Origin of the sequence: Cupriavidus sp. SS-3, from assembly GCF_035818815.1 — a bacterium.
Taxonomy (GTDB): domain Bacteria; phylum Pseudomonadota; class Gammaproteobacteria; order Burkholderiales; family Burkholderiaceae; genus Cupriavidus; species Cupriavidus taiwanensis_C.
Genome location: NZ_JAYLVT010000010.1, coordinates 142821 through 163479 on the forward strand (window position 1 = coordinate 142821; position 20659 = coordinate 163479).

Sequence of the window (20659 nt, forward strand, 5' to 3'; positions counted from 1 at the left end):
CCATGAAGCGAATCCTGCTAGCCCTGCTGCGCGTCTACAAGATCGCCCTCAGCCCTTACCTGGGCTCGCAGTGCCGCTTCCTGCCGACCTGTTCCGACTACGCGCGCGACGCCATCGTCCATCATGGCGCCGCGCGCGGGAGCTGGATGGCCGCCTGCCGGCTGTGCCGCTGCCATCCTTTCGCCCAAGGCGGGTATGATCCCGTGCCGGGCACGGAAGCAGACCCGCCAGTCCATGCCGCCACAGGCCATGCGCCCGTGGCAATCCGTCTGCCCAGACCCTGATTTTTCCGACCACAGCCAGACATGGATATCAAACGCACCATCCTCTGGGTCATCTTCTCGATGTCCCTCGTGCTGCTCTACGACAACTGGCAGCGCGCCAACGGCCATGCGTCGATGTTCTTCCCGAGCACGACGCAGCAGCAGGCCGCTTCGGCGCCGGCCGCCAGCGGCGCGGCCGCGCAGGGCGACGTGCCCAAGGCCAACGTCCAGCCGGGCGCAGCCGCGCCGGCCGCGGGCGCCGCGCCGCAGGCCGCGGCCCAGCCCACCGGCGAGAAGATCGTGGTGACCACCGACACGGTGCGCGCCGAGATCGACACCGCCGGCGGCATCGTGTCGCGCCTGGAGCTGCTCAAGGAGCATGAGAAGGACGGCAAGCCGGTGGTGCTGTTCGAGCGCGACAACGTGCGCACCTACATGGCCCGCTCGGGCCTGATCGGCGGCGACCTGCCCAACCACACCACGCTGTTCACCGCGGCCCCGGGCCCGCGCACGCTGGACGGCGCCGAGCAGCTGCAGGTGGTGCTGAGCGCCGAGAAGAACGGCGTGAAGCTGGTCAAGACCTACACCTTCCGCAAGGGCAGCTACGTGGTCGACAGCAAGTTCGACGTGACCAACGCGGGCACCGCGCCGATCTCGCCGACGCTGTACCTGGAACTGGCGCGCGACGGCAGCAAGGTCGAGCAGTCGCAGTTCTACAGCACCTTCACCGGTCCGGCGGTCTACACCGACGCCGACAAGTACCACAAGATCGACTTCGAAGACATCGCCAAGGGCAAGGCCACCGTGCCGGCCGCCGCCAATAACGGCTGGGTGGCGATGGTGCAGCACTACTTTGCCTCGGCGTGGATTCCGCAGACCGGCAAGGAGCGCAGCTTCTACGTGCAGCAGATCGATCCGCACCTGTACCGCGTGGGCGTGCAGCAGCCGCTGGGCGAACTGGCCCCGGGCGCGAGCGTGAGCACCGATGCGCGCCTGTTCGCCGGCCCGCAGGAAGAGCACATGCTCGAGAAGATCGCCCCGGGCCTGGAACTGGTGAAGGACTACGGCTGGCTGACCATCCTGGCCAAGCCGCTGTTCTGGCTGCTGGAAAAGCTGCACGGCTTCCTGGGCAACTGGGGCTGGTCGATCATCGCGCTGACGGTGCTGATCAAGCTGGTGTTCTTCCCGCTGTCGGCGGCGAGCTACAAGTCCATGGGCAAGATGAAGGACCTGCAGCCGCGCATGACCGCGATCCGCGAGCGTTACAAGAACGACCCGCAGAAGATGAACCAGGAGATGATGGGCCTGTACCGCACCGAGAAGGTCAACCCGCTCGGCGGCTGCCTGCCGATCGTGATCCAGATCCCGGTGTTCATCGCGCTGTACTGGGTGCTGCTGTCGTCGGTCGAAATGCGCGGCGCGCCGTGGCTGGGCTGGATCAAGGACCTGTCGGTGCCGGATCCGTTCTACATCCTGCCGATCGTGATGGCCGTGTCGATGTTCGTGCAGACCAAGCTGAACCCGACCCCGCCGGATCCGGTGCAGGCCAAGGTCATGACGATCATGCCGCTGGTGTTCTCGGTGATGTTCTTCTTCTTCCCGGCCGGCCTGGTGCTGTACTGGGTGGTGAACAACATCCTGTCGATCGCGCAGCAGTGGCAGATCAACCGGATGCTGGGCAAGGGCAAGACGGCCGTGGTGGCCAAGAGCTGAGCCTGTTGCAAGATGCGGTGATGGAAAGCCCGGCAGAGATGCCGGGCTTTTTGTTTTTTCCCGACCGATGGCCTGTGCCTGCCACCGGTTTGCTCCTCTCTCACGCGCGCGGGAGAGGGGCCGGGGGTGAGGGCAGGCGCTGGCATACCGACGCGCGCTGCTTCGTTGAAGCTCCGGCCCTCACCCCCATCCCTCTCCCACTTCGCGGGAGAGGGGAGCCGCGCTCATGCGGTGTTGGCTACGGCCTGCGGTGCCGGCTACTGCAGGCGTATCCTACTGACCTGCGCCCGATATCAGGAGATCCCCATGAGCTGGTCCGCCCACCAATACGTCGCCTTCGAAGACGAACGCACCCGCCCGGTCCGTGACCTGGTGGCAGCCATTCCCAACGAGATCGCGCGCAGCGCGGTGGATATCGGCTGCGGTCCCGGCAACTCCACCGAGGTGCTGCTGGCGCGCTATGCCGGCGCCTCGGTAACCGGGCTGGACAGCTCGCAGGACATGATCGACGCCGCGCGCAAGCGCCTGCCCGACGTGCAGTTCCGCGTGGCCGACATCGGCGCCTGGGACGAGCCCGGCCCGTACGACGTGATCCTCGCCAACGCGGTGCTGCAGTGGCTGCCCGACCACGCCCGCTTGTTTCCCGAACTGGTGTCGAAGCTTTCCCCGGGTGGCACGCTTGCCGTGCAGATGCCGGACAACCTGGAAGAACCCGCGCACCAGCTGATGCGCCGGGTGGCGGCAGAAGGCCCGTGGGCCGACAAGCTTGCCGGCGCCAGCAAGGCCCGCGCCGAACGCGCGCCGGCGCGCTGGTACTACGAGCTGCTGCGCCCGCTGTGCCAGCGCGTGGACGTGTGGCTGACCACCTATCACCATCCGCTCGCCGGTGGCCCGGCCGCGGTGGTGGAGTGGTTCAAGGGCAGCGGCCTGCGCCCGTTCCTGCAGCCGCTGGACGAGGCCGAGCGTGCCGCCTACCTGGCCCGCTACCAGACCGAGATCGCCAACGCGTACCCGGCGCTGCCGGACGGCTCGGTGCTGCTGCCGTTCCCGCGCCTGTTTATCGTGGCGACGCGCTGAACCCGCCGCTGAATCCGCCGCTTAATCCGCATCAAGCGGGCTTGTGGCAGACCGCCTCGATGTTGTGGCCGTCCGGGTCCAGCACGAAGGCGCCGTAGTAGTCGGGGTGGTAGTGCGCGCGCAGGCCGGGTGCGCCGTTGTCGCGCCCGCCCGCGGCCAGTGCCGCGCGATGGAACGCATCGACGGTCGCGCGGCTGTCGACGCGGAACGCCACGTGCACCGGCGGCTGGTTGGGCGTGCCGCTGTGGATCCAGAAATCGGGATGGCCGGGCGTGCCGAAGCCGGCGACATCGGTGCTGCCGGTGACGCTGGCCGGGAACTCCTTGTCCAGCACGTAGCCGATGGCGCCCAGCGCGGCCTGGTAGAAGGCGCGGCTTTTCTCGTAATCGCTGACGCTGACGCCGGTGTGGTCGATCATGGGTGGCTTCCTTTGTCGAGATGGGAGAGAGAGGATCTCAGGCCAGGTCCAGCACGCTCATGGTGGCGTTGAGCCGGCTCACCAGCACGGATTCGCCGTGGACGTCGGCAAACACGTCGGCCTCGACCACGATGATGGAGCGGCCAGACTTGAGCACATCGGCCCGGCAGCGCAGCCGTTCGCTGCGCACGGCCCGCAGCAGGTTGATCTTGAATTCCGCGGTGACCACGTGCTGGCCCGCTTCCAGGATGGTGGATGCGGCCGCGCCGGCGGTGTGGTCGGCCATGGTGGCCTGCACGCCCGCGTGGACGATGCCGCCGTGCTGCAGGTGGCGCGCCGTGATGGCCAGCGTGGACTCGCACCAGCCGGGCCCGCAGTCGGCCAGCGCGATGCCGACGTCGTTGACGAAGGCGGCCTGGCGGAAGCCGGCCTCGATGGTGTCGCGCAGCAGAAGCCGTTCCTGTTCGGTGGTCATGGCGGTTTCCTCGTGGGTCAGGGGTGCTGGTCCTGGCGAATCTGCGCATTCCAGCCTGAAGGACAGGGCGTGTCAACCGCCAAAGCGGCGCTGGCGCCGCATACCGCCCAAGCGCGTGCTGTCGCCTACACTGAAGGCATCTGCGTCCCGCGTGCGCGCCTGACCGCATGCAGTCCGCCATGAACGCCGACGCCAATTCTCCCAAGCTGCGCCGCAAGGCGCGGCCCGCCGCAGCCTTTGCCGCGCTGGCGCAAGCCAGCCTGGCGCGCATCGACGCGTGCCTGGACCCGCTGCAGCGCCGCGACGACCCGGAAGACCTGCACCAGCTGCGCATTGCCCTGCGCCGGGCGCGCGCGGTCGTGTGGGCCATGGGCCCGGCCTTGCCGCGGCAGGAGCGCGACCGCTGGAAGCGCGACTTGCGCACGCTGGCCCGCGCCACCACCACGGTGCGCGACTGGGATGTGTTCCTGGCCGAGACCATCGGCCCGGCCCGCGAACTGGAGCCGCAAGACACGATACTGGCCGCCATCGCAGACACCGCCCGGCAGCGCCGCGAGACCGCGCGCGCCGCGATGCTGGCGACACTGGCCACTTACCGCGACTGGCCACTGCCCGCGCTGCATCGCGACCTTGCGCACCTGGCGCAACTCGCCGCGCGCGCCCGCGGCGACGACGCCCGCCTGGCCACCTTTGCGCGCCGGCGCGTGCGCCGCGGCCGCAAGCAGCTACGGGCACTGGCCCGGCATGCCCGCAAGGGCGATCCCGCCGCGGTGCACGCGCAGCGCATCGCCGGCAAGCGTCTGCGCTACGTGATCGAAGCGCTGGCGCCGGTGCTGCCGGCGCGCTATACCAGGCGCCTGCACGGCAAGCTGGTCAAGCGGCAGGCCCGGCTGGGCCGGCAGGTCGACGGCATCGTCGCGCGCCGCCTGATGGCCGAGTGCCTGGACCTGCAGGCGATGCCGGACGAGGCGCCGCCGTTGCCCGGCGCCAGCTGACCGTCCCGCCAGCCATGGCGGCCCGCCATAGCGTTCCAGCGCGTTCCCGCGCGTGCCACGCCAACCGCACCCGATCTGCGACAATACCGCCATGACTGCTCCCCAGCTTCCCATTGCCGCCATCGCCACCGCGCCCGGCCGCGGCGGCATCGGCGTGGTGCGCGTGTCCGGCCCCGATGTCGGCCCCGTGATGCGCGCCGTCTGCGGCCAGGCACTGAAGCCGCGCCACGCCACCTACCTGCCGTTTCTCGATGGCAACGGCAAGGTCATCGACCACGGCCTGGCACTGTATTTCCCGGCGCCCAACTCTTATACCGGCGAGGAAGTGCTGGAGCTGCAGGGCCACGGCGGCCCGGTGGTGATGCAGATGCTGCTGACGCGCTGCCTGCAGGCCGGCGACGGCATCGGCCTGCGCCTGGCCGAACCCGGCGAGTTCACGCGCCGCGCCTTCCTCAACGACAAGCTCGACCTGGCCCAGGCCGAGGCCGTGGCCGACCTGATCGAAGCCAGCACCGAGGCCGCGGCGCGCTCGGCCGCGCGCTCGATGGAGGGCGAGTTCTCCAACGCCATCCGCCAGCTGGTGGACAAGGTCATCCACCTGCGCATGCTGGTGGAGGCCACGCTGGATTTCCCCGAGGAAGAGATCGATTTCCTGGAGCAGTCCGACGCGCGCGGCCAGCTTGCCACCATCCGCGATGAACTTGGCGCGGTGCTGGCGCAGGCGCGCCAGGGCGCGCTGCTGCGCGAGGGGCTGTCGGTGGTGCTGGCGGGCCAGCCCAACGTGGGCAAGTCGTCGCTGCTGAACGCGCTGGCCGGCGCGGAACTGGCCATCGTCACGCCGATCGCCGGCACCACGCGCGACCGCGTGCGCGAGACCATCCAGATCGACGGCATCCCGCTGCATATCATCGACACCGCCGGCCTGCGCGAGGAAGCCACCGACGAAGTCGAGCGCATCGGCATCGAACGCACCTGGGACGCCATCCGCCGCGCCGACATCGTGCTGCATCTGGTCGACGCCACCGACTACCTGCGCCACGGCCTGTCCGAGATCGACGACGCCATCGACGACAAGCTCAGCGGCCAGCTGCCGCCGGGTGCGCCGATCGTGCGCGTGGTCAACAAGATCGACAAGGCCCCCGCGGTGGGCGAGGTCATGTTCGGCGGCAACCGCCCGCACGTGGTCGCCGCCAACGGCCCCAACCCGACCGAGATCTGGATCTCGGCGCGCACCGGCGCCGGCATCGAACTGCTGCGCCGCGAACTGCTGCGGCTGGTGGGCTGGCAATCCGGCAACGAAGGCACCTTCCTCGCGCGCGAGCGGCACCTGACCGCGCTGCGGCAGGCGCAATCGCACCTGGACGTGGCCGCCGAACAAAGCCAGCGCCAGGCCCAGGCGCTGGACCTGTTCGCGGAAGAACTGCGGCTGGCGCAGGAGCACCTGAACAGCATTACCGGCGAGTTCACCAGCGATGACCTGCTGGGGACGATTTTTACGCGGTTTTGTATTGGGAAGTAGGGTGAGGCAAGCCGGCGTGTCCCAACGGCTCCGCCCACGCGGCAAGGCGATGTGGCCGGCGTTTCCCGACGCCGTACGCGCTTCTGCGGCAGGCAGGGCGCATAATTCGCCCTTCGCCCTCCGCTCTCACTACGCAGGACCTTCCCGATGTTGAACCGCACCCAGCAGATCCTCGTTGCCATCGTCGCCGTGGCCGTCCTTGGCATGTTGTGGTTTGCCGGCAATGACCGCCGCGACGATGTCGGCGGTGCCGTGCCCGACACGCCGGCCGATGCGCAGGCCGCGGCCAGCGCGGTGCCGGCGAGCGAGGTGCGCGGCGTACCGCGCAACGGCACGCTGGACCCGGTCAGCATCGACCCGCAACGCCCCGCCGACCGCCTGCCGCAACTGCAGGCCGATGCGCTGCTGAAGGCGTACCGCGACAATGCCGCGCAAGCGGATCGCAATTACCTGGACCAGTACCTGATCGTCGAAGGCGTGGCCAGCGGCATCCGCCGCGAGGGCGAGCAGGTCTTTGTCGACATCCGCACCAACGACCCGGGCGCCAATGTGCGCGCGCTGCTGCTGCCGCGCCAGATCTGCGGCCCGGCCGGGCGCGAGTGCGAAGTGGAAGCGCGCGCCACCATGGTGCGGCGCGGCCAGAAGGTGGCGGTGGAGTGCAACGGCGCCGGCCTGGCCGACGGCATGCCGCTGCTGCGCGATTGCCTGCTGCGCGGCGGCGCCAACTGATCGAACCCCGTCGATTCCGGAGTTACCTGCCATGCAATCCGTGCTGTCCGTCCTTGCCATCCTGGTCATGGTGGCGACCGTCGTCGGCGTGATCTCGCCCGCCTGGCTCAGCCAGACGCTGCTCGGCGGCAAACCCGTGACGCGCGTGCAGGTGGCGGTGGTCGGTGTGTGCCTGGCCGCGCTCTGCCTGGTGCTGGTGGGCCGGCTGGCGCAGGGCGGCGCGGGCGGCTGAGGCGCCATCCGCCACGCCAGAAGCGGCCGGTTTGCGCTTCTGTTCGGCCGATTGGATTGGCCTGCCGGCGCCTACAGTGTGAAGGTATGCGGTGGCCATTGCGCCTTGTCGTGGCGCGCCGCCCAGCCCTCCAGGACATTCCATGAACCATGCACTGCTGGCGGCCTGCGTGGGCCTGCTGCTCACCGGCTGCTCGACCTACCAGGCCGTGACGCCGGTCGACCGCCTTGACCCCACCGATCCCGTTGTCGCGTTCCAGCTCCCGGCCGGCGGCGGCCCGCTGGGCAACTACGGCGCCCACGGCACGCTGCTGTGCGTGGTGGTGAACCCGGTCAGCGGCAATGACTTTGTCGAGAACTTCCTGTCGTCGCTGCGCCGGCGCAATTTCGAGGTGAAGGTGCTGCAGGCGCAGACCTCGATCGCATCGTGCCCGATGGTGGCGCTGTACACCGCGCGCGGCGCCTGGTTCTGGAACACCTACCTGAACAACGCCGACATCACCGTGTTTCTCAATGGCGACCGGGTCGGCAAGGCCATCTACAACGCCAACCGCAGCGCCGGCGGGCTGAACCTGAGCAACTTCGTGCAGCCGTCGTCCAAGCTCGATGAACTGGTCGAGCAGCTGTTCCCCGGCATGCTGCCGCCTCCGCCGCCGGAGGACACGGCGCCCGCGCCGGCCGCCTAGCCCTTCCGCTTACCCCACCTACAGTCAACCGGAGGGCCGCGCCATGAGCCTGTGCACCGCATCCTGCCGGGCGCAGCCGCGCCCGGCCCAGCGTATCCGGGTCAGCGTTCCAGCCGGCCCAGGCGCACTACGGTCACGCCCCGGCGCAACTGGCGCAGCGACGGCATCACCAGCACGCAATCCGGATACGGCGTCACCACCGGCTCGCCGTCGCGCCAGCCGATTACGGTCCCGGCCTCGGTAAAGGTCTCCAGCCCGGTGTAGGGGCCGGCAAAGCGGAAGTCCATGCTGGTGGCCACCACCGGCTCGGTCACGCGCACCACGCGCTGCGCGGCGGTCAGCGGCTGCAGCCAGCCGGCCGGCAGGTCGCTTGCGTCGACGATGCCGGCATGCAGCAGGAAGCGCGCGGTACTGTCCTGCGCCACCGTCACGGCGGCGGGCTCCCAGTGCTGGCCGCATTCGATCAGCAGCGCGTTGCGCGGGCTGGCGGCATCGCCAAAGCCATCGTAGTCGCGCATGCGGCGGCCTTCCGGATGGCCTTCGTCGACGATCACATCGGCCGGCGCACCCAGCGCGCGCGACAGGGCGATGCCCTTGTCCAGCGGGCCGGAGACGATCAGCGGCCGGCTCTTCTCATGCATCGAGTGCAGGTCCAGCAGCAGGTCGACGGTATCGATCACCGGGCGCATGGCGCGTGCGCGGCGCAGTTCCGAGGAATCGAGGCCGGCGTCATCGAGCACCTTGGCGGTCCAGACCCGGTTGAAGTCCTGGTCGACGAAGCGAGAGGCATCCGGGCTGGCGGGATCGAAGCGATGGTACGCATCGACGTTGGCAAAGGCCAGCGTCAGGCGGCCGCGGCGCGGGCGCAGGCCGTGGTCCAGCAGCGCCTTGACGGCGATGGCGCCGCAGACCTCGTTGCCGTGGGTCAGCGCGTTGACCATCACGTGCGGGCCGGGCTGGCCGCTGTCGAAGGTGTAGAGGTAGGGGATGCCGGTGTTGCCGGCGGCGTAGGGGCGGATGTCGGGGAAGGCGACGTCGACGGGGTAGGCTTCGAAGGGTGCGGTGGGCTGGCGGGTCATGGAGTCGGTGCGTTCAGGGTGCCTGGCAGGTCGGTGCCTGCCGGGTCATGTGATAGGGACAGGGAGTGTGCAGGCGGCAAGGAGCGGTGCCGCCTCGCCATCCCCCTTACTGCTGGATCCCCGCCGTCTGCACGATGGTGCGATAGCGCCCGGTCTCGCGCTTGATAAAGCTGCCGAACTGCGCCGGATTGGCGGGCGCCACTTCCACGCCGGCCTCGGCCAGCTTCTTCTTTACGTCCGGCATCTCCAGCACGGCCTGCATCTCGGTGTTCAGGCGCGCCACCACCGGCTGCGGCAGCTTGGCGGGGCCCATCAGGCCGAACCAGACGCCCATGTCCACCCCCTTGAGCGCCGGCGTCTCGGCCAGCGCCGGCACGTTCGGCGCCACCGGCGAGCGTTTGGCGCCGGTCACGCCGTAGGCCTGCACGCGGTTGGCCTGGATATGCGGCAGCGCCGACGACAGCACCATCACCGCCAGGTCGATCTGACCGCCGAGCAGGTCGGTCGCCATGGCCGAAGCGCCCTTGTAGGGCACATGGGTGATATTGACCTGGCCCTGCTGCTTGATCAGCTCGCCCGCCAGGTTCAGCGGGGTGCCGACGCCGGACGAGGCGTAGGCCAGCTTGCCCGGCTGGGCCTTGGCCAGCGCGATCAGCTCGGCGGCGTTCTTGGCCGGCAGGCCGGGCTTGCCGACCAGCACCATCGGCTGGGTGCCGACAAAGGTCACCGGCGCCAGGTCCTTCTCGCCGTCATAGCGCACCGCCGGGTTGGTCAGGCGCGCGATCGACACTTCACTGCCCGAGCCCATCAGCAGCGTGTAGCCATCGGCCTCGGCCTTGACCACCTTGGACGCGCCGATAGTGCCGCCGGCGCCGCCCAGGTTTTCGATCACCACGCTCTGGCCCAGGCGCTTGCCCAGTTCCGGGGCGATGGTGCGGGCCACCAGGTCGACGCTGCCGCCGGCGGTGTAGCCCACCACCAGCGTGATCGGCTTGCTTGGCCAGGCATCGGTCGCGGCGGCGGCAGTGGAAACGGCGCCGGCACAAGCGGCAAGGCAGAGTGCGGCAGCGGCCGCGCGCAGGGTGGTCTTCATGGTATTGGCTCGGGGTCCCGGAATCATGGTTGTGGACCGATGTTAGAAGCGCGGGACCGGCGCGGCGTGCGGCTTTGGCAACCCCGGTTGCCGATTCGGCAATGGCGGCAATACCAGCGCGGGGGACGATTCAGCGGGGCGCCTGCACCGCCGCCTGCCAGAAGGCCTCGGCCAGCGGCCGCATCGGCGCGCGCGGGCGGTACAGGCGGATGTCGAGCGCCAGGTCGCCGCCGTCGCCACCGTCGTGCCCGCGCGCGGCGTAGATGGCGCGCACCAGCCGGCCATCGCGCAGGTCGTCGGCAATCAGCCGCGCCGGCAGCCACGCCAGGCCCATGCGCTGGCGCACCATCTCGTGCACCGACTCGGCAAAGTCGCTGACCGCGATCACGTCCAGGCGCGGCGCCAGCTTGCGGCGCGCGATCTCCTGGTTGACCATGCGGCCCAGCGTCAGGGTCTCGGCGTAGGCGATCATCGGCACCGGCGCGGGCGCGGTCTTGCCGGCGACCTTGCCCGTCCCCAGCCGGTGCAGCGGCGCGCCGCGCGCGTCGGCCGCGCTGACGCACACCAGCCGCTCCACGCCGGCCAGGTGGAACTGGTAGCGCGCGTCGTCCAGCATCACCGGCAGGTCGGGCGGGCTGTAGCACAGCAGGAAGTCGGCATCGCCCTCGGCGAACATCGCCAGCGCGTCGTGCATCGGGAAGGTCGACAGGCGCGTGCGGAAGCCCGCCGCGGCGGGATCCTGGCGCAGCGCCTCGCGCAGGCCCGCGAGCCAGGCCGGCACCATCGAGCGCGCCAGCGTCTTGCCGGTGGCAATGGTCACGGTGCTGGCGTCGGCGCGATGGGCGGCGCGCAGCGCCAGGCGGGTGTCATCGAGGGTGCGCAGCGCGCTCTGCGCCGCTTCCAGGAACTGGCGCCCTTCGGCGGTCAGCCGCACCGGGAAGGCGCTGCGGTCGATCAGCGGGGCGCCGGCCCAGACCTCCAGCGCCTGCATGCGCCGGCCAAAGGCGGGCGGGGTCACGTTGCGCAGCTCGGCGGCGCGCGCGAGGCTGCCGGCCTGGGCCAGGCAGACGAAGTCTTCGAGCCAGCGGATATGCATGGAAACGGCGGTCAGGGTTGGGGGCAATGCCTTCATTATCGGCAAAACCCGCCGCCACTTTGGCGGCCGCGTTCCTCGGTTAGAATTTTTGGCATGACACTGACCCGGCGCCGCCAACCCTCGCCTCCGTCCCGCCCGGGGTCCGCCGCAGCCGGACCGCCGCCCGCACCGGAATACACCATCGACGAACTGGCGCGCGTGGCCGGCACCACGGTGCGCAACGTGCGCTCGTACCAGGACCGCGGCCTGATCGACCCGCCGCAGCGGCGCGGGCGCGTGGGCATCTACACGCAGGCGCACCTGGGACGGCTCAAGCTGATCCACCACCTGCTGGCGCGCGGCTACACGCTGGCCAATATCACCGAACTGCTCAAGGCCATCGTCGAAGGGCATGACCTGCGCTCCATCCTTGGGCTGGAAACCGCGATCAGCAGCCCGTGGACCAACGAGACCCCGCGCCACTATTCCTACCTGGCGCTGGCGCGGCTGTTCGGAAGGGCGATCTCGCGCCCCGCGCTGGCCAAGGCGATCTCGCTGGGGCTGCTGGAACCGGACGGGCTGGGCTACCTGGCACGCAGCCCGCGCGCGCTGGCCGCCGGGGCCGAGATCGCCCACGCGGGCTTTGCGCTGGAAGACGTGCTGGAAATCATCGCGCAGTCACGCGGGCATTTCCAGGCGGTGTCGGACCAGATCGTCGCCACCGTGGTGCGCGAGCTGGACCGCTTTGGCGTTGGCAAGCTGCCGCCGCCGCAGGACGTGCCGCGACTGGTGGACATCCTGTGGCGCATCCGCCCGCTGGCGCTGGTGATGGCCGAGACCGAGATGATGCGGGCGCTGGAGATCTCGGCCAACAAGTACCTGGGGGACCGGGTGGCGGCGATCATCGAGCATCTGCACGATGAAGAGGGCGGGGGCGCCAAGCCTTAGCCCTCATCCACCCATTGCCGCCTATACCGCAACCATGTCGAAATCCGCTTTCGCCATGCCGCAGTCCGGGCAGCTCCATTCCGGCGGGACCGCGCCCCACGGTGTGCCGGGCGCGATGCCGTGCTCGGGCATGCCAAGCGCTTCTTCATAGACGAATCCACAGATGCGGCACTGCCAGATCGTCATGCCGCCCCCCGCAGCGAAGGCGCCCGGGTGGAGACGCCGGCGGCGCGCGCGGTGTCTTCGATCTCCTGGACCAGCGGATCGATGCGGGCCAGCTCGGCGCGGTTGTCGTCGTCCCAGGGATGGAAGCCGGGGCGGAAATAGCTGAGCCACTCCGGGATCATGCGCGGCAGCGCGCCCGGCGCGGCCCACAAAAAACGCAGCGCGGTGCCAAACCCGCTCAGTTTGTTGCGGCAGCCCTTGTCGCCCAGCACCAGCGCGATATGGAACACGAACACCATGGCCCAGAACGTCACCGTGGTGGTCAGCATGGTGAAGGTGCGCACGAAGTAGCGGTACGGGCCAGGCTTCATCACCGTGTTCCAGACGTCGTAGGCCACCGCCTTGTGCTCGGTTTCCTCCAGCGCGTGCCAGGTCCACACCTGCCGGTAACCGGCCTGCGAGTTCGCGCCGAGGTGGCGCACGTCCTTCAGCACGCCGCCGGCCAGCATCGCGGTGTAGTGCTCCAGCGCGATGGTGTGCGCCAGCTGCCATGACCTGGGCAGGATTTTGCGCAGCAGGTCCAGCAGCTTCCACACCGCCCGGTCCAGCGCCGCGGCGGGCAGCCCGGCATCTTCCATCAGCCGGTTGTAGAGGATGTGCTCGCGCGTGTGCATCGCTTCCTGGCCGATAAAGCCGGCGATGGCGCGGCTCAGCTCGGGATCCTTCACCTGGTCGCGGTAGTTGCGCACGCTGTCCATGAAGAAGCGCTCGCCGGCCGGGAAGAAGATCGACAGCGTGTTGAGGAAATGGGTGACGTGGCGGCCCCGCTCGTGCCAGTCGCTGATGCGCTCCGGCGGCAGGTGGGGATGCACGTCGCGGCGGACTGGCATCATGGCGGTCTCCTTGGGTGACAGCCGGCGCGCGCGGCGCCGGCGCGATTCATTGGCGGTCCAGGAATGGCAGCAGGTCTGCGGCCACGCGGTGCGGGTCTTCTTCCATCGGCACGTGGCCCAGCCCCGCGTAGCGGCGCAGCTGCGCGCCGGGGATGCGCTCGGCGAAGGCCTGTGCGTGCGCCGGCGGGATCCAGCGGTCGCGCTCGCCCCACAGCACCAGCGTGGGCGCCCGCACGCTGCCGAGCAGGTGGGTGTCGAGCTGGGCGAAGTCGAGCTTCGGCACCATCTTGCCGACCGCCTCGCGGCTGCCTTCGGCATAGAAGAAGTCCACGTAGCGTCGGAAGGTGGCTTCGGGCACGCGCGCGGCGTCGCCGTAGACGTCGCGCGTGGCGGCGCGGATGATGCACTCGGGCAGCAGCCACGGCGCCGACCACCGCACCGGCGCATGGCGGAACAGGTCGATATAGACCGGCAGCTTCATCGGAAAGCCGGCGGCATCGATCAGCACCAGCTTGTCGACCGCACCGGGCCGGCGCACCGCGAGGTCCCACGCGATCAGCCCGCCCAGCGAGTTGCCGATGACGCTGGCGCGGCGCACCTGCAGCGCCGCCAGGAAGGCATCGATGAAGTCGCGGTAGCGGTGCACGTCCATGGTCTCGATGCGCCCGCGCCCATCGCGCAGCGGCCCGGTCAGCCCGAACGGGGCCAGGTCCAGCCGCAGCACGCGATAGCGTTGCGCCAGCGCCGGCACGATGCCCTGCCACGTATGCAGCGACGCGCCGAAGCCGTGGATCAGCACCACGGTGTCGCCGTCGGCGGGGCCTTCGTCGGTGTAGTGCACCATCGCATCGAGCACGCGCACCCAGCGCGAGGCCGGCAGCGCATGGCGCTGCGCCAGCGTCGCGCGCGACAGGCTGAACAGCCCCACGCGGCCCTGCCCGAACCAGCGCGTCAGCGCGCCCGGCGGCGCCAGCAGTGCGGCGTCCGCATCCATCGCCAGGCGGCTCATGGACGCTCTCCCTGGCCCACCGGTGCGGGCGCCACCACGTTGCCCAGATCGCGCTTGCGCCGCGTCTCGCGCACCACCAGCGACTGGTAGGCGGCGGGCAGCAGCCGCGCCATGGCGTCGGCGGCGTAGGCGTCCGGCCCGATCAGCACGCGCCGGCGGTTGCGCCGCACGCCCTCCAGGATCACGCGCGCGGCCTTGTCGGGCGAGGTGATGAAGAATTTCTCGAACTCGTCCTTGCCGTGCTGCGCGTCGCGCACCAGGAAACCGTTGACGCTGGCCGAGACCCGGCTGGCCTGCGCGATATTGGTCTTGATGCCGCCGGGGTGCACGGTGGTGGCCGACACGCCGCAGTCCATCAGGTCCAGCTCCTGCCGCAGCGATTCGGTAAAGCCGCGCACCGCGAACTTGCTGGCGTTGTACGCGCCCATGCCGGGCTGGGCGAAGATGCCGAAGATGCTCGAGGTATTGACCACGTGGCCGTCGCCGCTGGCCTTCAGGTAGGGCAGGAACGCCTTGGTGCCATACACCACGCCCCAGAAGTTGATGCCGATGATCCATTCCAGGTCGTCGTAGCTCATGCCCTCGACCGTGCTGGACAGCGCCACGCCGGCGTTGTTGAAGATCAGGTTGATGCGGCCGTGCGCGTCGGCGGCGGCCGCGGCCCACGCATAGACCGCGGCGCGGTCGGCCACGTCGACGGTGTGCTGGCTGATGCGGGCTTGCGGTGCCGCGGCCATGGCCTGCGCCACGGTCTGCGCCAGCCCGGCCTCGTTGCGGTCCGACAGCGCCAGCTGGCAGCCCTCGCGCGCCAGCGCCAGTGCCAGTGCGCGGCCGATGCCCGAGCCGGCGCCGGTGATCGCGGCAACCTTGTTGCGGAAGTCCTTCATGTCCGGTCTCCTTCCGGTGTGTATCGTTGTTCTGGGTGAAATCGGGGAAAGGTGCATGCGTCACGCACCCGCGGCGGTGGCGATGTCGGCCGCCGGCTGCCTCGGGGCCTCGTCCGGCACGGCGCGGCGCACCGGGTAGAGGTCGTAGTCGGTCATGCGGAAGCTGGCGGTGGCGCGGCGGAACTGCCAGGTGAAGCCCGGCCACAGCGTGGTGTTGCGGCCGCTGCGCGGGTCGATGTACCAGCTGGCGCAGCCGCCGGCCGACCAGATCGCATGGCCCAGGCGCGCCTGCAGCCGTTCGTTGAAGCGGCGCTGCACCGGTTCGCGCACGTCCACCGCCTGCACGCCGTCGCGGCGCATCTGGCGCAGCGCGTCGGCGATATAGGCCACCTGCGACTCGATCATGAACACCATCGAGCTGTGGCCCAGGCCGGTGTTGGGCCCGACCACGAAGAACAGGTTGGGAAAGCCCGCGACCGTGGTGCCAAGGTAGGCCTGCGCGCCGTCGCGCCAGGCATCGACCAGGTCGACGCCGCCGATGCCGGCGATCACGCCGCGCGGCAGCGGGTCGGTGGCATGGAAGCCGGTGCCGAGGATGATGCAGTCCGCCGGCCGGCGCGTGCCGTCGCGCAGCACCACCGCGTCGCGCTCTACGCGGGCGATGCCGGTGGTGACCACGTCGACGTTGGCGCGCGTGAGCGCCGGGTAGTAGTCGTTGGAGATCAGCACGCGCTTGCAGCCGATGGTGTAGTCCGGCGTCAGCGTTGCGCGCAGCGCCGGGTCGCGCACCTGCCGCGCCAGATGGCGGCGCGCGACGCGCTCGACCACCTTCATGATCTTCGGATGCAGCACGAAGCCCAGCACGCGCGACTCCAGCATCCAGTAGATGCCGGTGCGCACCAGCGTCTGCGTGAACGGCAGGCGGCGGAACAGCCAGCGCTCGGCGGCGCTGACCTCGCGGTCGGGCTTGGGCATGATCCACGGCGGGGTGCGCTGGTACAGGTCCAGCTGCGCCACCTGCGGGGCGATCTGCGGCACGAACTGGATCGCGCTGGCGCCGGTGCCGATCACGGCGACGCGCTTGCCGCCCAGCGCATAGGCGTGGTTCCAGTGCTGCGAGTGGAAGCATTCGCCTTCGAACGTGTCCAGCCCCGGGATGTCGGGATACGACGGCCGGCTCAGCCCGCCCATGCCCGACACCAGCACGCGCGCCCGCACCACCTTGCCGTCGGCCATCTGCAGCCGCCACAGCTGCGCGGACTCGTCCCAGGCCGCGTGGCGCAGCTCATGGTGCAGGCGCAGGTGCGGGCGCAGGCCGAAGCGGTCGGTGCAGTCTTCCAGGTAGGCGCGGATTTCCGGCTGGGTCGAGAACATGCGCGACCAGTCCGGGTTCGGCGCAAAGGAAAAGGAATACAGGTGCGACTGCACATCGCAGGCGCAGCCGGGGTAATGGTTGTCGCGCCAGGTGCCGCCGACCGAGCCGGCCTTCTCGAACACCAGGAAATCGCGCTCGCCGCGCTCGCGCAGCCGGATCGCCATGCCCAGGCCGGCAAAGCCGCTGCCGATGATGGCGATGTCGGTGTGCTCGGGGGCAGGGGGTGCCTGTTGTGGCCATTGCTGCGACAACGCCGGCGGCAACTCCGCGGGTGCATTCATGCGCGCTCCTCACCTTTACGACAGTGTTTATTGTGACATTGATGGATGTCATCGTAGGAAGCGCGGCGCGGGTGGTCAATGCCGTGAATCGAAGGATGGTTCTAATTTTTGCGGTGTGCCAGCGGCGCCTGGAGCACATCAAACGAGGCCATAAGGCGGCATCGCCCCTTGCACCGGGACATGGCTGCGTGCGTTTGAAACCGCAGGATTTTTTCAGGGCTTCGCCGATGACGAAGGCGTGGCCGCAACAAAGGGGCGCTAGGCGGCCCGGCCCTTGCGGCGCCAGCCCTGCGGCGTTTCACCGGTCCAGCGCTTGAACGCATGGGTGAAGGCGCTCTGTTCGGAATAGCCGAGCCGCATCGCGCACTGCGCCAGGCTCAGGCCGGGTTCGGCCAGGTACTGCCGGGCCAGCGCCTGCCGCACGTTATCCACAAGCTGTGAATAACTGATGCCCTGCGCCTGCAGCCGCCGCTGCAGCGTGCGCACCGGCAGGCCCAGGTGCGCGGCGACGTCGGCGATCGGCACGTCCCCCTGCGGCAGCCGCGCGCGGATGCAGGCACGCGCCTGCGCCAGCGCGTCGGCGCCCGCGGGAACGATCTGCTGCAGCTGGGTGTCGGCGAGGCGCGTCATCTGCGCCTGCATGCCGGCATCGGCCTGCAGCGAGGGCAGGTCCAGCAGGGCTCGGTCGATATGCATGGCATGGCGCCCGGCGTTGAAGACCACGGGACAGCCGAACACCTCGGCATGCAGCCGGGTATCCGCGGGCGCGGCGTGCGGGAATTCGACCTGCGTCGCCACATGCTGGCTGCCGATCAGCCAGCGCGCGAACACCACCCACGTGGCCATATGCAGCTCATGCGCATGGCGCGACAGCGGGCCATGCCGCGCTTGCCACGTCATGCACGCGGACTGCGGCGTTTCGATCAGGCGGGTGCCGCCGATGTCGTTGGCCAGCACTTCATAGCGGATGCCCTGCAGGATGGCGTCGCGCACGGTGGGCGTGGTCAGTACCACGTAGCCCATCTCGGCATAGTGGCGCGGCGCAAAGGCGGCGCCGGCGCGCAGGCCGACATCGGCGTCGCCGGTGGCCTGCTCCAGCCAGTCCAGCAGCGCGAGGTAAGCCGCGCCGGCAATGCGCGTGGCGGTCTGCGCCTGCGCCCCCGCGTCCAGCAACGCCGGCGGCACGCCGACGGCGCGCAGCTGCTCGGCCGGGGCAATGCCCTGGCGCTCGCCGTGGTCGAGCACGGCGCGAAGGTAAGCAAGCGAGACGGTGCCGGATGCGGGATCAGGCCCGGTGCCGGCCTGCATACCACCGGCACCGCCATCGGACGGGTTGGCGCGTGGCATCAAAAAACCTGTCATGCGGGATCAAGACCGGGCACCGATCTTTATCCAAACTCCGGACAGCGTCAATGCGGGCCTGCCCGCCCGCACCGCAGAGCAAAGACAAGAGACCGACGCAAGGAGACCCGATGCGCCCCAACCCTCATCACCGCCGCGACGCGGCCGCTGCCGATGCGCTGCACGCGCTGACGCGACGCGGCTTCCTCAAGGTGGCCCTTGGCTTCTCGGCCGCGCTGGCGTGTACCGCGCTGGTGCCGTCGCTGGCCGGCTGCTCGTCCGCCGATCCCGCCCCGCAGGCGGGCATGTCGTTCCTGCGCCCGGACGACGTGGCGATGTTCCGCGCGCTGCTGCCGGCCATCGTCACCGAACTGGCCGAGGCCCCGCCACCGCGCCAGGCCGCGCTGGCGCACGACGCGCTGCGCAATATCGACGCCACCTGCGCCGCCATGGGCGCGGGCGCGCGGGCCGAGCTGCGCAAGCTGTTCGGCCTGCTGGCCAGCACGCCGCTGCGCTGGGCCCTGGCCGGCATCCGCCAGGACTGGAGCGTCGCCACGCCGGCGCAGGTGCAGGCCTTCCTGGCGCGCTGGCGCGCCAGCCGGCTGGCCACGCTCAATGCCGGCGCGGTGGTGCTGGTCAAGCTCGGCAGCGTGGGCTACTACGCGCTGCCGGCCGCCTGGGCCGGCTGCGGCTATCCCGGCCCCGACGCGGCCGTCTACCGGGCGCTGCACGCCTGAACCCGACATGGCCATCGACAATCTCTACGATGCCGGCATCGCCGCCGGCTGGAAGGTGCTCGACGCCGGCACCTTCACCGCCCCGCGCACGCTCGACGCCGACGTCGTCATCGTCGGCAGCGGCGCGGGCGGCGGCATCAGCGCCGAGGCCCTCAGCCGCGCCGGCCTGCGCGTGGTGCTGCTGGAGGAAGGCGCGCTGCGCACCTCGGACAGCTTCCGCGACATGGACGAGAACCGCGCCTACCGCGAGCTGTACCAGGAGGCCGCGGCGCGCACCACCGCCGACGGCGCCATCGCCATCCTGCAGGGCCGCGCGGTCGGCGGCAGCACCACGGTCAACTGGTCGTCCAGCTTCCGCACGCCGCCGCAGACGCTGGCGCACTGGGCCACGCACCACGCCGTCACCGGCCACGGCGAGGCCGAGATGGCGCCTTGGTTCCGGCAGGTGGAGGCGCGCCTGGGTATCGCGCCGTGGGCGATGGCCCCCAATCCCAACAACGACGTGCTGCGGCGCGGCTGCCAGACGCTCGGCTGGGAATGGCACGTGATCCCGCGCAACGTGAAGGGCTGCTGGAACTCGGGCTATTGCGGCTTTGGCTGCCCGGTCAACGCCAAGCAGTCGATGCTGGTGTCGACCATTCCCGCCGCGCTGGCCAGCGGCGCCACGCTGGTGCACCGCGTGCGGGTGCGCACGCTGGACCATGACGGCAAGCGGGTGCGGTCCGTCACCGGCGAAGCGCTGGGCGCCGATGGCTATACGCCGACGGGCATCAGCGTGGTCGTGCGCGCGCGGCACGTGGTTGCCGCCGGCGGCGCCATCAACACGCCGGCATTGCTGCTGCGCTCGCGCGTACCGGACCCGCATCAGCGGCTGGGGGCACGAACTTTTATCCATCCGGTGAATATCAGCATCGCCAAAATGCCGGAACGCATTGATCCCTATTATGGCGCGCCGCAATCCGTCGCCTCCGACCACTTCCAGTGGCAGCACGGCGCGACCGGGCCGATGGGCTACAAGCTGGAGGTGCCGCCGATGTTCCCCGGCATCAGCGCGGGCGTGGTCAACGGCGTGGGCGAGGCGCTGCGCCGCGACATGGCACAGCTTCCGCATACCCAAGCGATGCTGGCGCTGCTGCGCGACGGCTTCGTGCCGGAAAGCCCGGGCGGCAGGGTGCGCCTGGCATCCGACGGCAGCCCGCTGCTGGACTATGAGATGACTGAATACGCCTGGGACGGCGTACGGCGCGCGTGGCTGAGCATGGCGCAGGCGCAGTTCGCCGCCGGCGCCGAACGCGTGCGGCCCGCGCACCTCGACGCCGCCGAATACCGCAGCTGGCCCGAAGCACGCGAAGCCATCGCGCGGCTGCCGCTCAAGCCGTTCCGCACCGCGCTGTTCACCGCGCACCTGATGGGCGGCTGCGGCATGAGCGACGACCCGCGCGGCGGGGTGGTCGACAGCCGCGGCCGCCATCACCAGCTGGCCAACCTGTCGGTGTTCGACGGCTCGGTGTTCCCGACCAGCGTGGGCGCGAATCCGCAGTTGTCGGTGTTCGCGCTGAGCGCGCAGAACGCCGACGCGCTGGCGCAAAACCTCACGTCATGATGCTTTTGCGCGAGACCGGCACGACCTGGTCTGGCTGTGCGGGCATGTGGCCAGCATGCCCGCTGCA

The 20659-nt window shown here is 70.1% G+C and carries 22 protein-coding genes; 11 read left to right on the forward strand and 11 right to left on the reverse strand.

From position 1 onward, the window contains the following. Positions 1-2: 2 nt before the first annotated feature. The 3 genes from yidD to tam all read left to right on the forward strand — a co-directional run bounded on the left by yidD (position 3) and on the right by tam (position 3053). Complete coding sequence (gene yidD, locus U9J39_RS17160; protein WP_326347595.1) at positions 3-284, forward strand: membrane protein insertion efficiency factor YidD; 282 nt, start codon at positions 3-5, stop codon at positions 282-284. A 21-nt stretch (positions 285-305) separates the two neighbouring features. Continuing rightward, the gene (gene yidC, locus U9J39_RS17165) at positions 306-1976 is read left to right on the forward strand and encodes a membrane protein insertase YidC (protein ID WP_326347596.1); all 1671 of its coding nucleotides are present in this window, start codon (positions 306-308) and stop codon (positions 1974-1976) included. Between the two features lie 306 nt (positions 1977-2282). Next, positions 2283-3053 carry a trans-aconitate 2-methyltransferase gene (gene tam, locus U9J39_RS17170; protein WP_326347597.1) on the forward strand — a complete coding sequence of 257 codons (771 nt, stop codon included), beginning with the start codon at positions 2283-2285 and terminating at the stop codon, positions 3051-3053. Positions 3054-3084: 31 nt separating this feature from the next. Here the strand turns inward: tam and U9J39_RS17175 are convergent, their stop codons facing one another. Together U9J39_RS17175 and U9J39_RS17180 are read right to left on the reverse strand one after the other, a co-directional pair. Beyond that, complete coding sequence (locus tag U9J39_RS17175) at positions 3085-3471, reverse strand: VOC family protein (RefSeq protein WP_326347598.1); 387 nt, start codon at positions 3469-3471, stop codon at positions 3085-3087. A 37-nt stretch (positions 3472-3508) separates the two neighbouring features. Beyond that, the gene (locus U9J39_RS17180; RefSeq protein WP_062796033.1) at positions 3509-3946 is read right to left on the reverse strand and encodes a PaaI family thioesterase; all 438 of its coding nucleotides are present in this window, start codon (positions 3944-3946) and stop codon (positions 3509-3511) included. 179 nt (positions 3947-4125) lie between these two features. On the opposite strand from U9J39_RS17180, the gene U9J39_RS17185 reads away from it, so the two are divergent. The 5 genes from U9J39_RS17185 (at position 4126) to U9J39_RS17205 (ending at position 8106) form a co-directional block, all read left to right on the forward strand. Continuing rightward, positions 4126-4941: a CHAD domain-containing protein gene (locus U9J39_RS17185; RefSeq protein WP_326347599.1), complete on the forward strand. Its 816-nt coding sequence runs from the start codon at positions 4126-4128 to the stop codon at positions 4939-4941. Between the two features lie 91 nt (positions 4942-5032). Continuing rightward, entirely contained in the window at positions 5033-6460 is a 1428-nt protein-coding gene (mnmE, locus tag U9J39_RS17190) for a tRNA uridine-5-carboxymethylaminomethyl(34) synthesis GTPase MnmE (RefSeq protein ID WP_115681351.1), read from the forward strand. Between the two features lie 147 nt (positions 6461-6607). Further along, positions 6608-7189, forward strand: a complete 582-nt coding sequence (locus U9J39_RS17195; RefSeq protein ID WP_326347600.1) for an OB-fold putative lipoprotein — start codon at positions 6608-6610, stop codon at positions 7187-7189. Between the two features lie 31 nt (positions 7190-7220). Further along, positions 7221-7421, forward strand: a complete 201-nt coding sequence (locus tag U9J39_RS17200) for a hypothetical protein (protein ID WP_115711480.1) — start codon at positions 7221-7223, stop codon at positions 7419-7421. Positions 7422-7563: 142 nt separating this feature from the next. Beyond that, on the forward strand, positions 7564-8106 hold the full coding sequence (locus U9J39_RS17205) for an Sbal_3080 family lipoprotein (protein ID WP_115711478.1): 543 nt from the start codon (positions 7564-7566) through the stop codon (positions 8104-8106). A 101-nt stretch (positions 8107-8207) separates the two neighbouring features. On the opposite strand, the gene U9J39_RS17210 is transcribed toward U9J39_RS17205, so the two are convergent. The 3 genes from U9J39_RS17210 to U9J39_RS17220 form a co-directional block, all read right to left on the reverse strand. After that, the gene (locus U9J39_RS17210; RefSeq protein WP_326347601.1) at positions 8208-9185 is read right to left on the reverse strand and encodes a M14 family metallopeptidase; all 978 of its coding nucleotides are present in this window, start codon (positions 9183-9185) and stop codon (positions 8208-8210) included. Positions 9186-9291: 106 nt separating this feature from the next. Further along, positions 9292-10278, reverse strand: a complete 987-nt coding sequence (locus U9J39_RS17215; RefSeq protein WP_326347602.1) for a Bug family tripartite tricarboxylate transporter substrate binding protein — start codon at positions 10276-10278, stop codon at positions 9292-9294. A gap of 130 nt (positions 10279-10408) precedes the next feature. Beyond that, positions 10409-11374 (reverse strand): LysR family transcriptional regulator, encoded by a 966-nt coding sequence (locus U9J39_RS17220; RefSeq protein ID WP_326347603.1) that lies wholly within the window; start codon positions 11372-11374, stop codon positions 10409-10411. Positions 11375-11467: 93 nt separating this feature from the next. On the opposite strand from U9J39_RS17220, the gene U9J39_RS17225 reads away from it, so the two are divergent. Beyond that, positions 11468-12301, forward strand: coding sequence for a MerR family transcriptional regulator (locus tag U9J39_RS17225; RefSeq protein ID WP_115711470.1), 834 nt, complete (start codon positions 11468-11470; stop codon positions 12299-12301). A gap of 21 nt (positions 12302-12322) precedes the next feature. On the opposite strand, the gene U9J39_RS17230 is transcribed toward U9J39_RS17225, so the two are convergent. The 6 genes from U9J39_RS17230 to U9J39_RS17255 all read right to left on the reverse strand — a co-directional run bounded on the left by U9J39_RS17230 (position 12323) and on the right by U9J39_RS17255 (position 18258). Continuing rightward, complete coding sequence (locus tag U9J39_RS17230; protein ID WP_062796017.1) at positions 12323-12487, reverse strand: rubredoxin; 165 nt, start codon at positions 12485-12487, stop codon at positions 12323-12325. Beyond that, positions 12484-13359, reverse strand: a complete 876-nt coding sequence (locus U9J39_RS17235; protein WP_326347604.1) for a metal-dependent hydrolase — start codon at positions 13357-13359, stop codon at positions 12484-12486. Before U9J39_RS17235 ends, U9J39_RS17230 begins: the two co-directional genes overlap by 4 nt. A 46-nt stretch (positions 13360-13405) precedes the next feature. Next, entirely contained in the window at positions 13406-14368 is a 963-nt protein-coding gene (locus tag U9J39_RS17240) for an alpha/beta fold hydrolase (RefSeq protein WP_326347605.1), read from the reverse strand. After that, positions 14365-15255: an SDR family NAD(P)-dependent oxidoreductase gene (locus U9J39_RS17245; RefSeq protein ID WP_326347606.1), complete on the reverse strand. Its 891-nt coding sequence runs from the start codon at positions 15253-15255 to the stop codon at positions 14365-14367. The genes U9J39_RS17240 and U9J39_RS17245 overlap by 4 nt, the downstream gene beginning before the upstream one ends. Before the next feature lie 60 nt (positions 15256-15315). Next, positions 15316-16911 (reverse strand): flavin-containing monooxygenase, encoded by a 1596-nt coding sequence (locus U9J39_RS17250; RefSeq protein WP_326347608.1) that lies wholly within the window; start codon positions 16909-16911, stop codon positions 15316-15318. A 258-nt stretch (positions 16912-17169) separates the two neighbouring features. Continuing rightward, positions 17170-18258 (reverse strand): AraC family transcriptional regulator, encoded by a 1089-nt coding sequence (locus U9J39_RS17255; protein ID WP_326347609.1) that lies wholly within the window; start codon positions 18256-18258, stop codon positions 17170-17172. Between the two features lie 125 nt (positions 18259-18383). Between U9J39_RS17255 and U9J39_RS17260 the strand changes: the two genes are divergently transcribed. Both U9J39_RS17260 and U9J39_RS17265 read left to right on the forward strand, forming a co-directional pair. After that, positions 18384-18989 (forward strand): hypothetical protein, encoded by a 606-nt coding sequence (locus U9J39_RS17260; protein ID WP_326347610.1) that lies wholly within the window; start codon positions 18384-18386, stop codon positions 18987-18989. 7 nt (positions 18990-18996) lie between these two features. Further along, positions 18997-20592, forward strand: a complete 1596-nt coding sequence (locus U9J39_RS17265) for a GMC family oxidoreductase (protein ID WP_326347611.1) — start codon at positions 18997-18999, stop codon at positions 20590-20592. Positions 20593-20659 lie beyond the last annotated feature (67 nt).

Coding starts and splice junctions, on each gene's coding strand:
- U9J39_RS17210 (WP_326347601.1), bottom strand. CDS start 9,185: ATGACCCGCCAGCCCACCGCACCCTTCGAAGCCTACCCCGTCGACGTC.
- U9J39_RS17235 (WP_326347604.1), bottom strand. CDS start 13,359: ATGATGCCAGTCCGCCGCGACGTGCATCCCCACCTGCCGCCGGAGCGC.
- mnmE (WP_115681351.1), top strand. CDS start 5,033: ATGACTGCTCCCCAGCTTCCCATTGCCGCCATCGCCACCGCGCCCGGC.
- tam (WP_326347597.1), top strand. CDS start 2,283: ATGAGCTGGTCCGCCCACCAATACGTCGCCTTCGAAGACGAACGCACC.
- U9J39_RS17265 (WP_326347611.1), top strand. CDS start 18,997: ATGGCCATCGACAATCTCTACGATGCCGGCATCGCCGCCGGCTGGAAG.
- yidD (WP_326347595.1), top strand. CDS start 3: ATGAAGCGAATCCTGCTAGCCCTGCTGCGCGTCTACAAGATCGCCCTC.
- U9J39_RS17215 (WP_326347602.1), bottom strand. CDS start 10,278: ATGAAGACCACCCTGCGCGCGGCCGCTGCCGCACTCTGCCTTGCCGCT.
- U9J39_RS17245 (WP_326347606.1), bottom strand. CDS start 15,255: ATGAAGGACTTCCGCAACAAGGTTGCCGCGATCACCGGCGCCGGCTCG.
- yidC (WP_326347596.1), top strand. CDS start 306: ATGGATATCAAACGCACCATCCTCTGGGTCATCTTCTCGATGTCCCTC.
- U9J39_RS17230 (WP_062796017.1), bottom strand. CDS start 12,487: ATGACGATCTGGCAGTGCCGCATCTGTGGATTCGTCTATGAAGAAGCG.
- U9J39_RS17175 (WP_326347598.1), bottom strand. CDS start 3,471: ATGATCGACCACACCGGCGTCAGCGTCAGCGATTACGAGAAAAGCCGC.
- U9J39_RS17260 (WP_326347610.1), top strand. CDS start 18,384: ATGCGCCCCAACCCTCATCACCGCCGCGACGCGGCCGCTGCCGATGCG.
- U9J39_RS17240 (WP_326347605.1), bottom strand. CDS start 14,368: ATGAGCCGCCTGGCGATGGATGCGGACGCCGCACTGCTGGCGCCGCCG.
- U9J39_RS17220 (WP_326347603.1), bottom strand. CDS start 11,374: ATGCATATCCGCTGGCTCGAAGACTTCGTCTGCCTGGCCCAGGCCGGC.
- U9J39_RS17185 (WP_326347599.1), top strand. CDS start 4,126: ATGAACGCCGACGCCAATTCTCCCAAGCTGCGCCGCAAGGCGCGGCCC.
- U9J39_RS17195 (WP_326347600.1), top strand. CDS start 6,608: ATGTTGAACCGCACCCAGCAGATCCTCGTTGCCATCGTCGCCGTGGCC.
- U9J39_RS17205 (WP_115711478.1), top strand. CDS start 7,564: ATGAACCATGCACTGCTGGCGGCCTGCGTGGGCCTGCTGCTCACCGGC.
- U9J39_RS17255 (WP_326347609.1), bottom strand. CDS start 18,258: ATGCCACGCGCCAACCCGTCCGATGGCGGTGCCGGTGGTATGCAGGCC.
- U9J39_RS17250 (WP_326347608.1), bottom strand. CDS start 16,911: ATGAATGCACCCGCGGAGTTGCCGCCGGCGTTGTCGCAGCAATGGCCA.
- U9J39_RS17180 (WP_062796033.1), bottom strand. CDS start 3,946: ATGACCACCGAACAGGAACGGCTTCTGCTGCGCGACACCATCGAGGCC.
- U9J39_RS17200 (WP_115711480.1), top strand. CDS start 7,221: ATGCAATCCGTGCTGTCCGTCCTTGCCATCCTGGTCATGGTGGCGACC.
- U9J39_RS17225 (WP_115711470.1), top strand. CDS start 11,468: ATGACACTGACCCGGCGCCGCCAACCCTCGCCTCCGTCCCGCCCGGGG.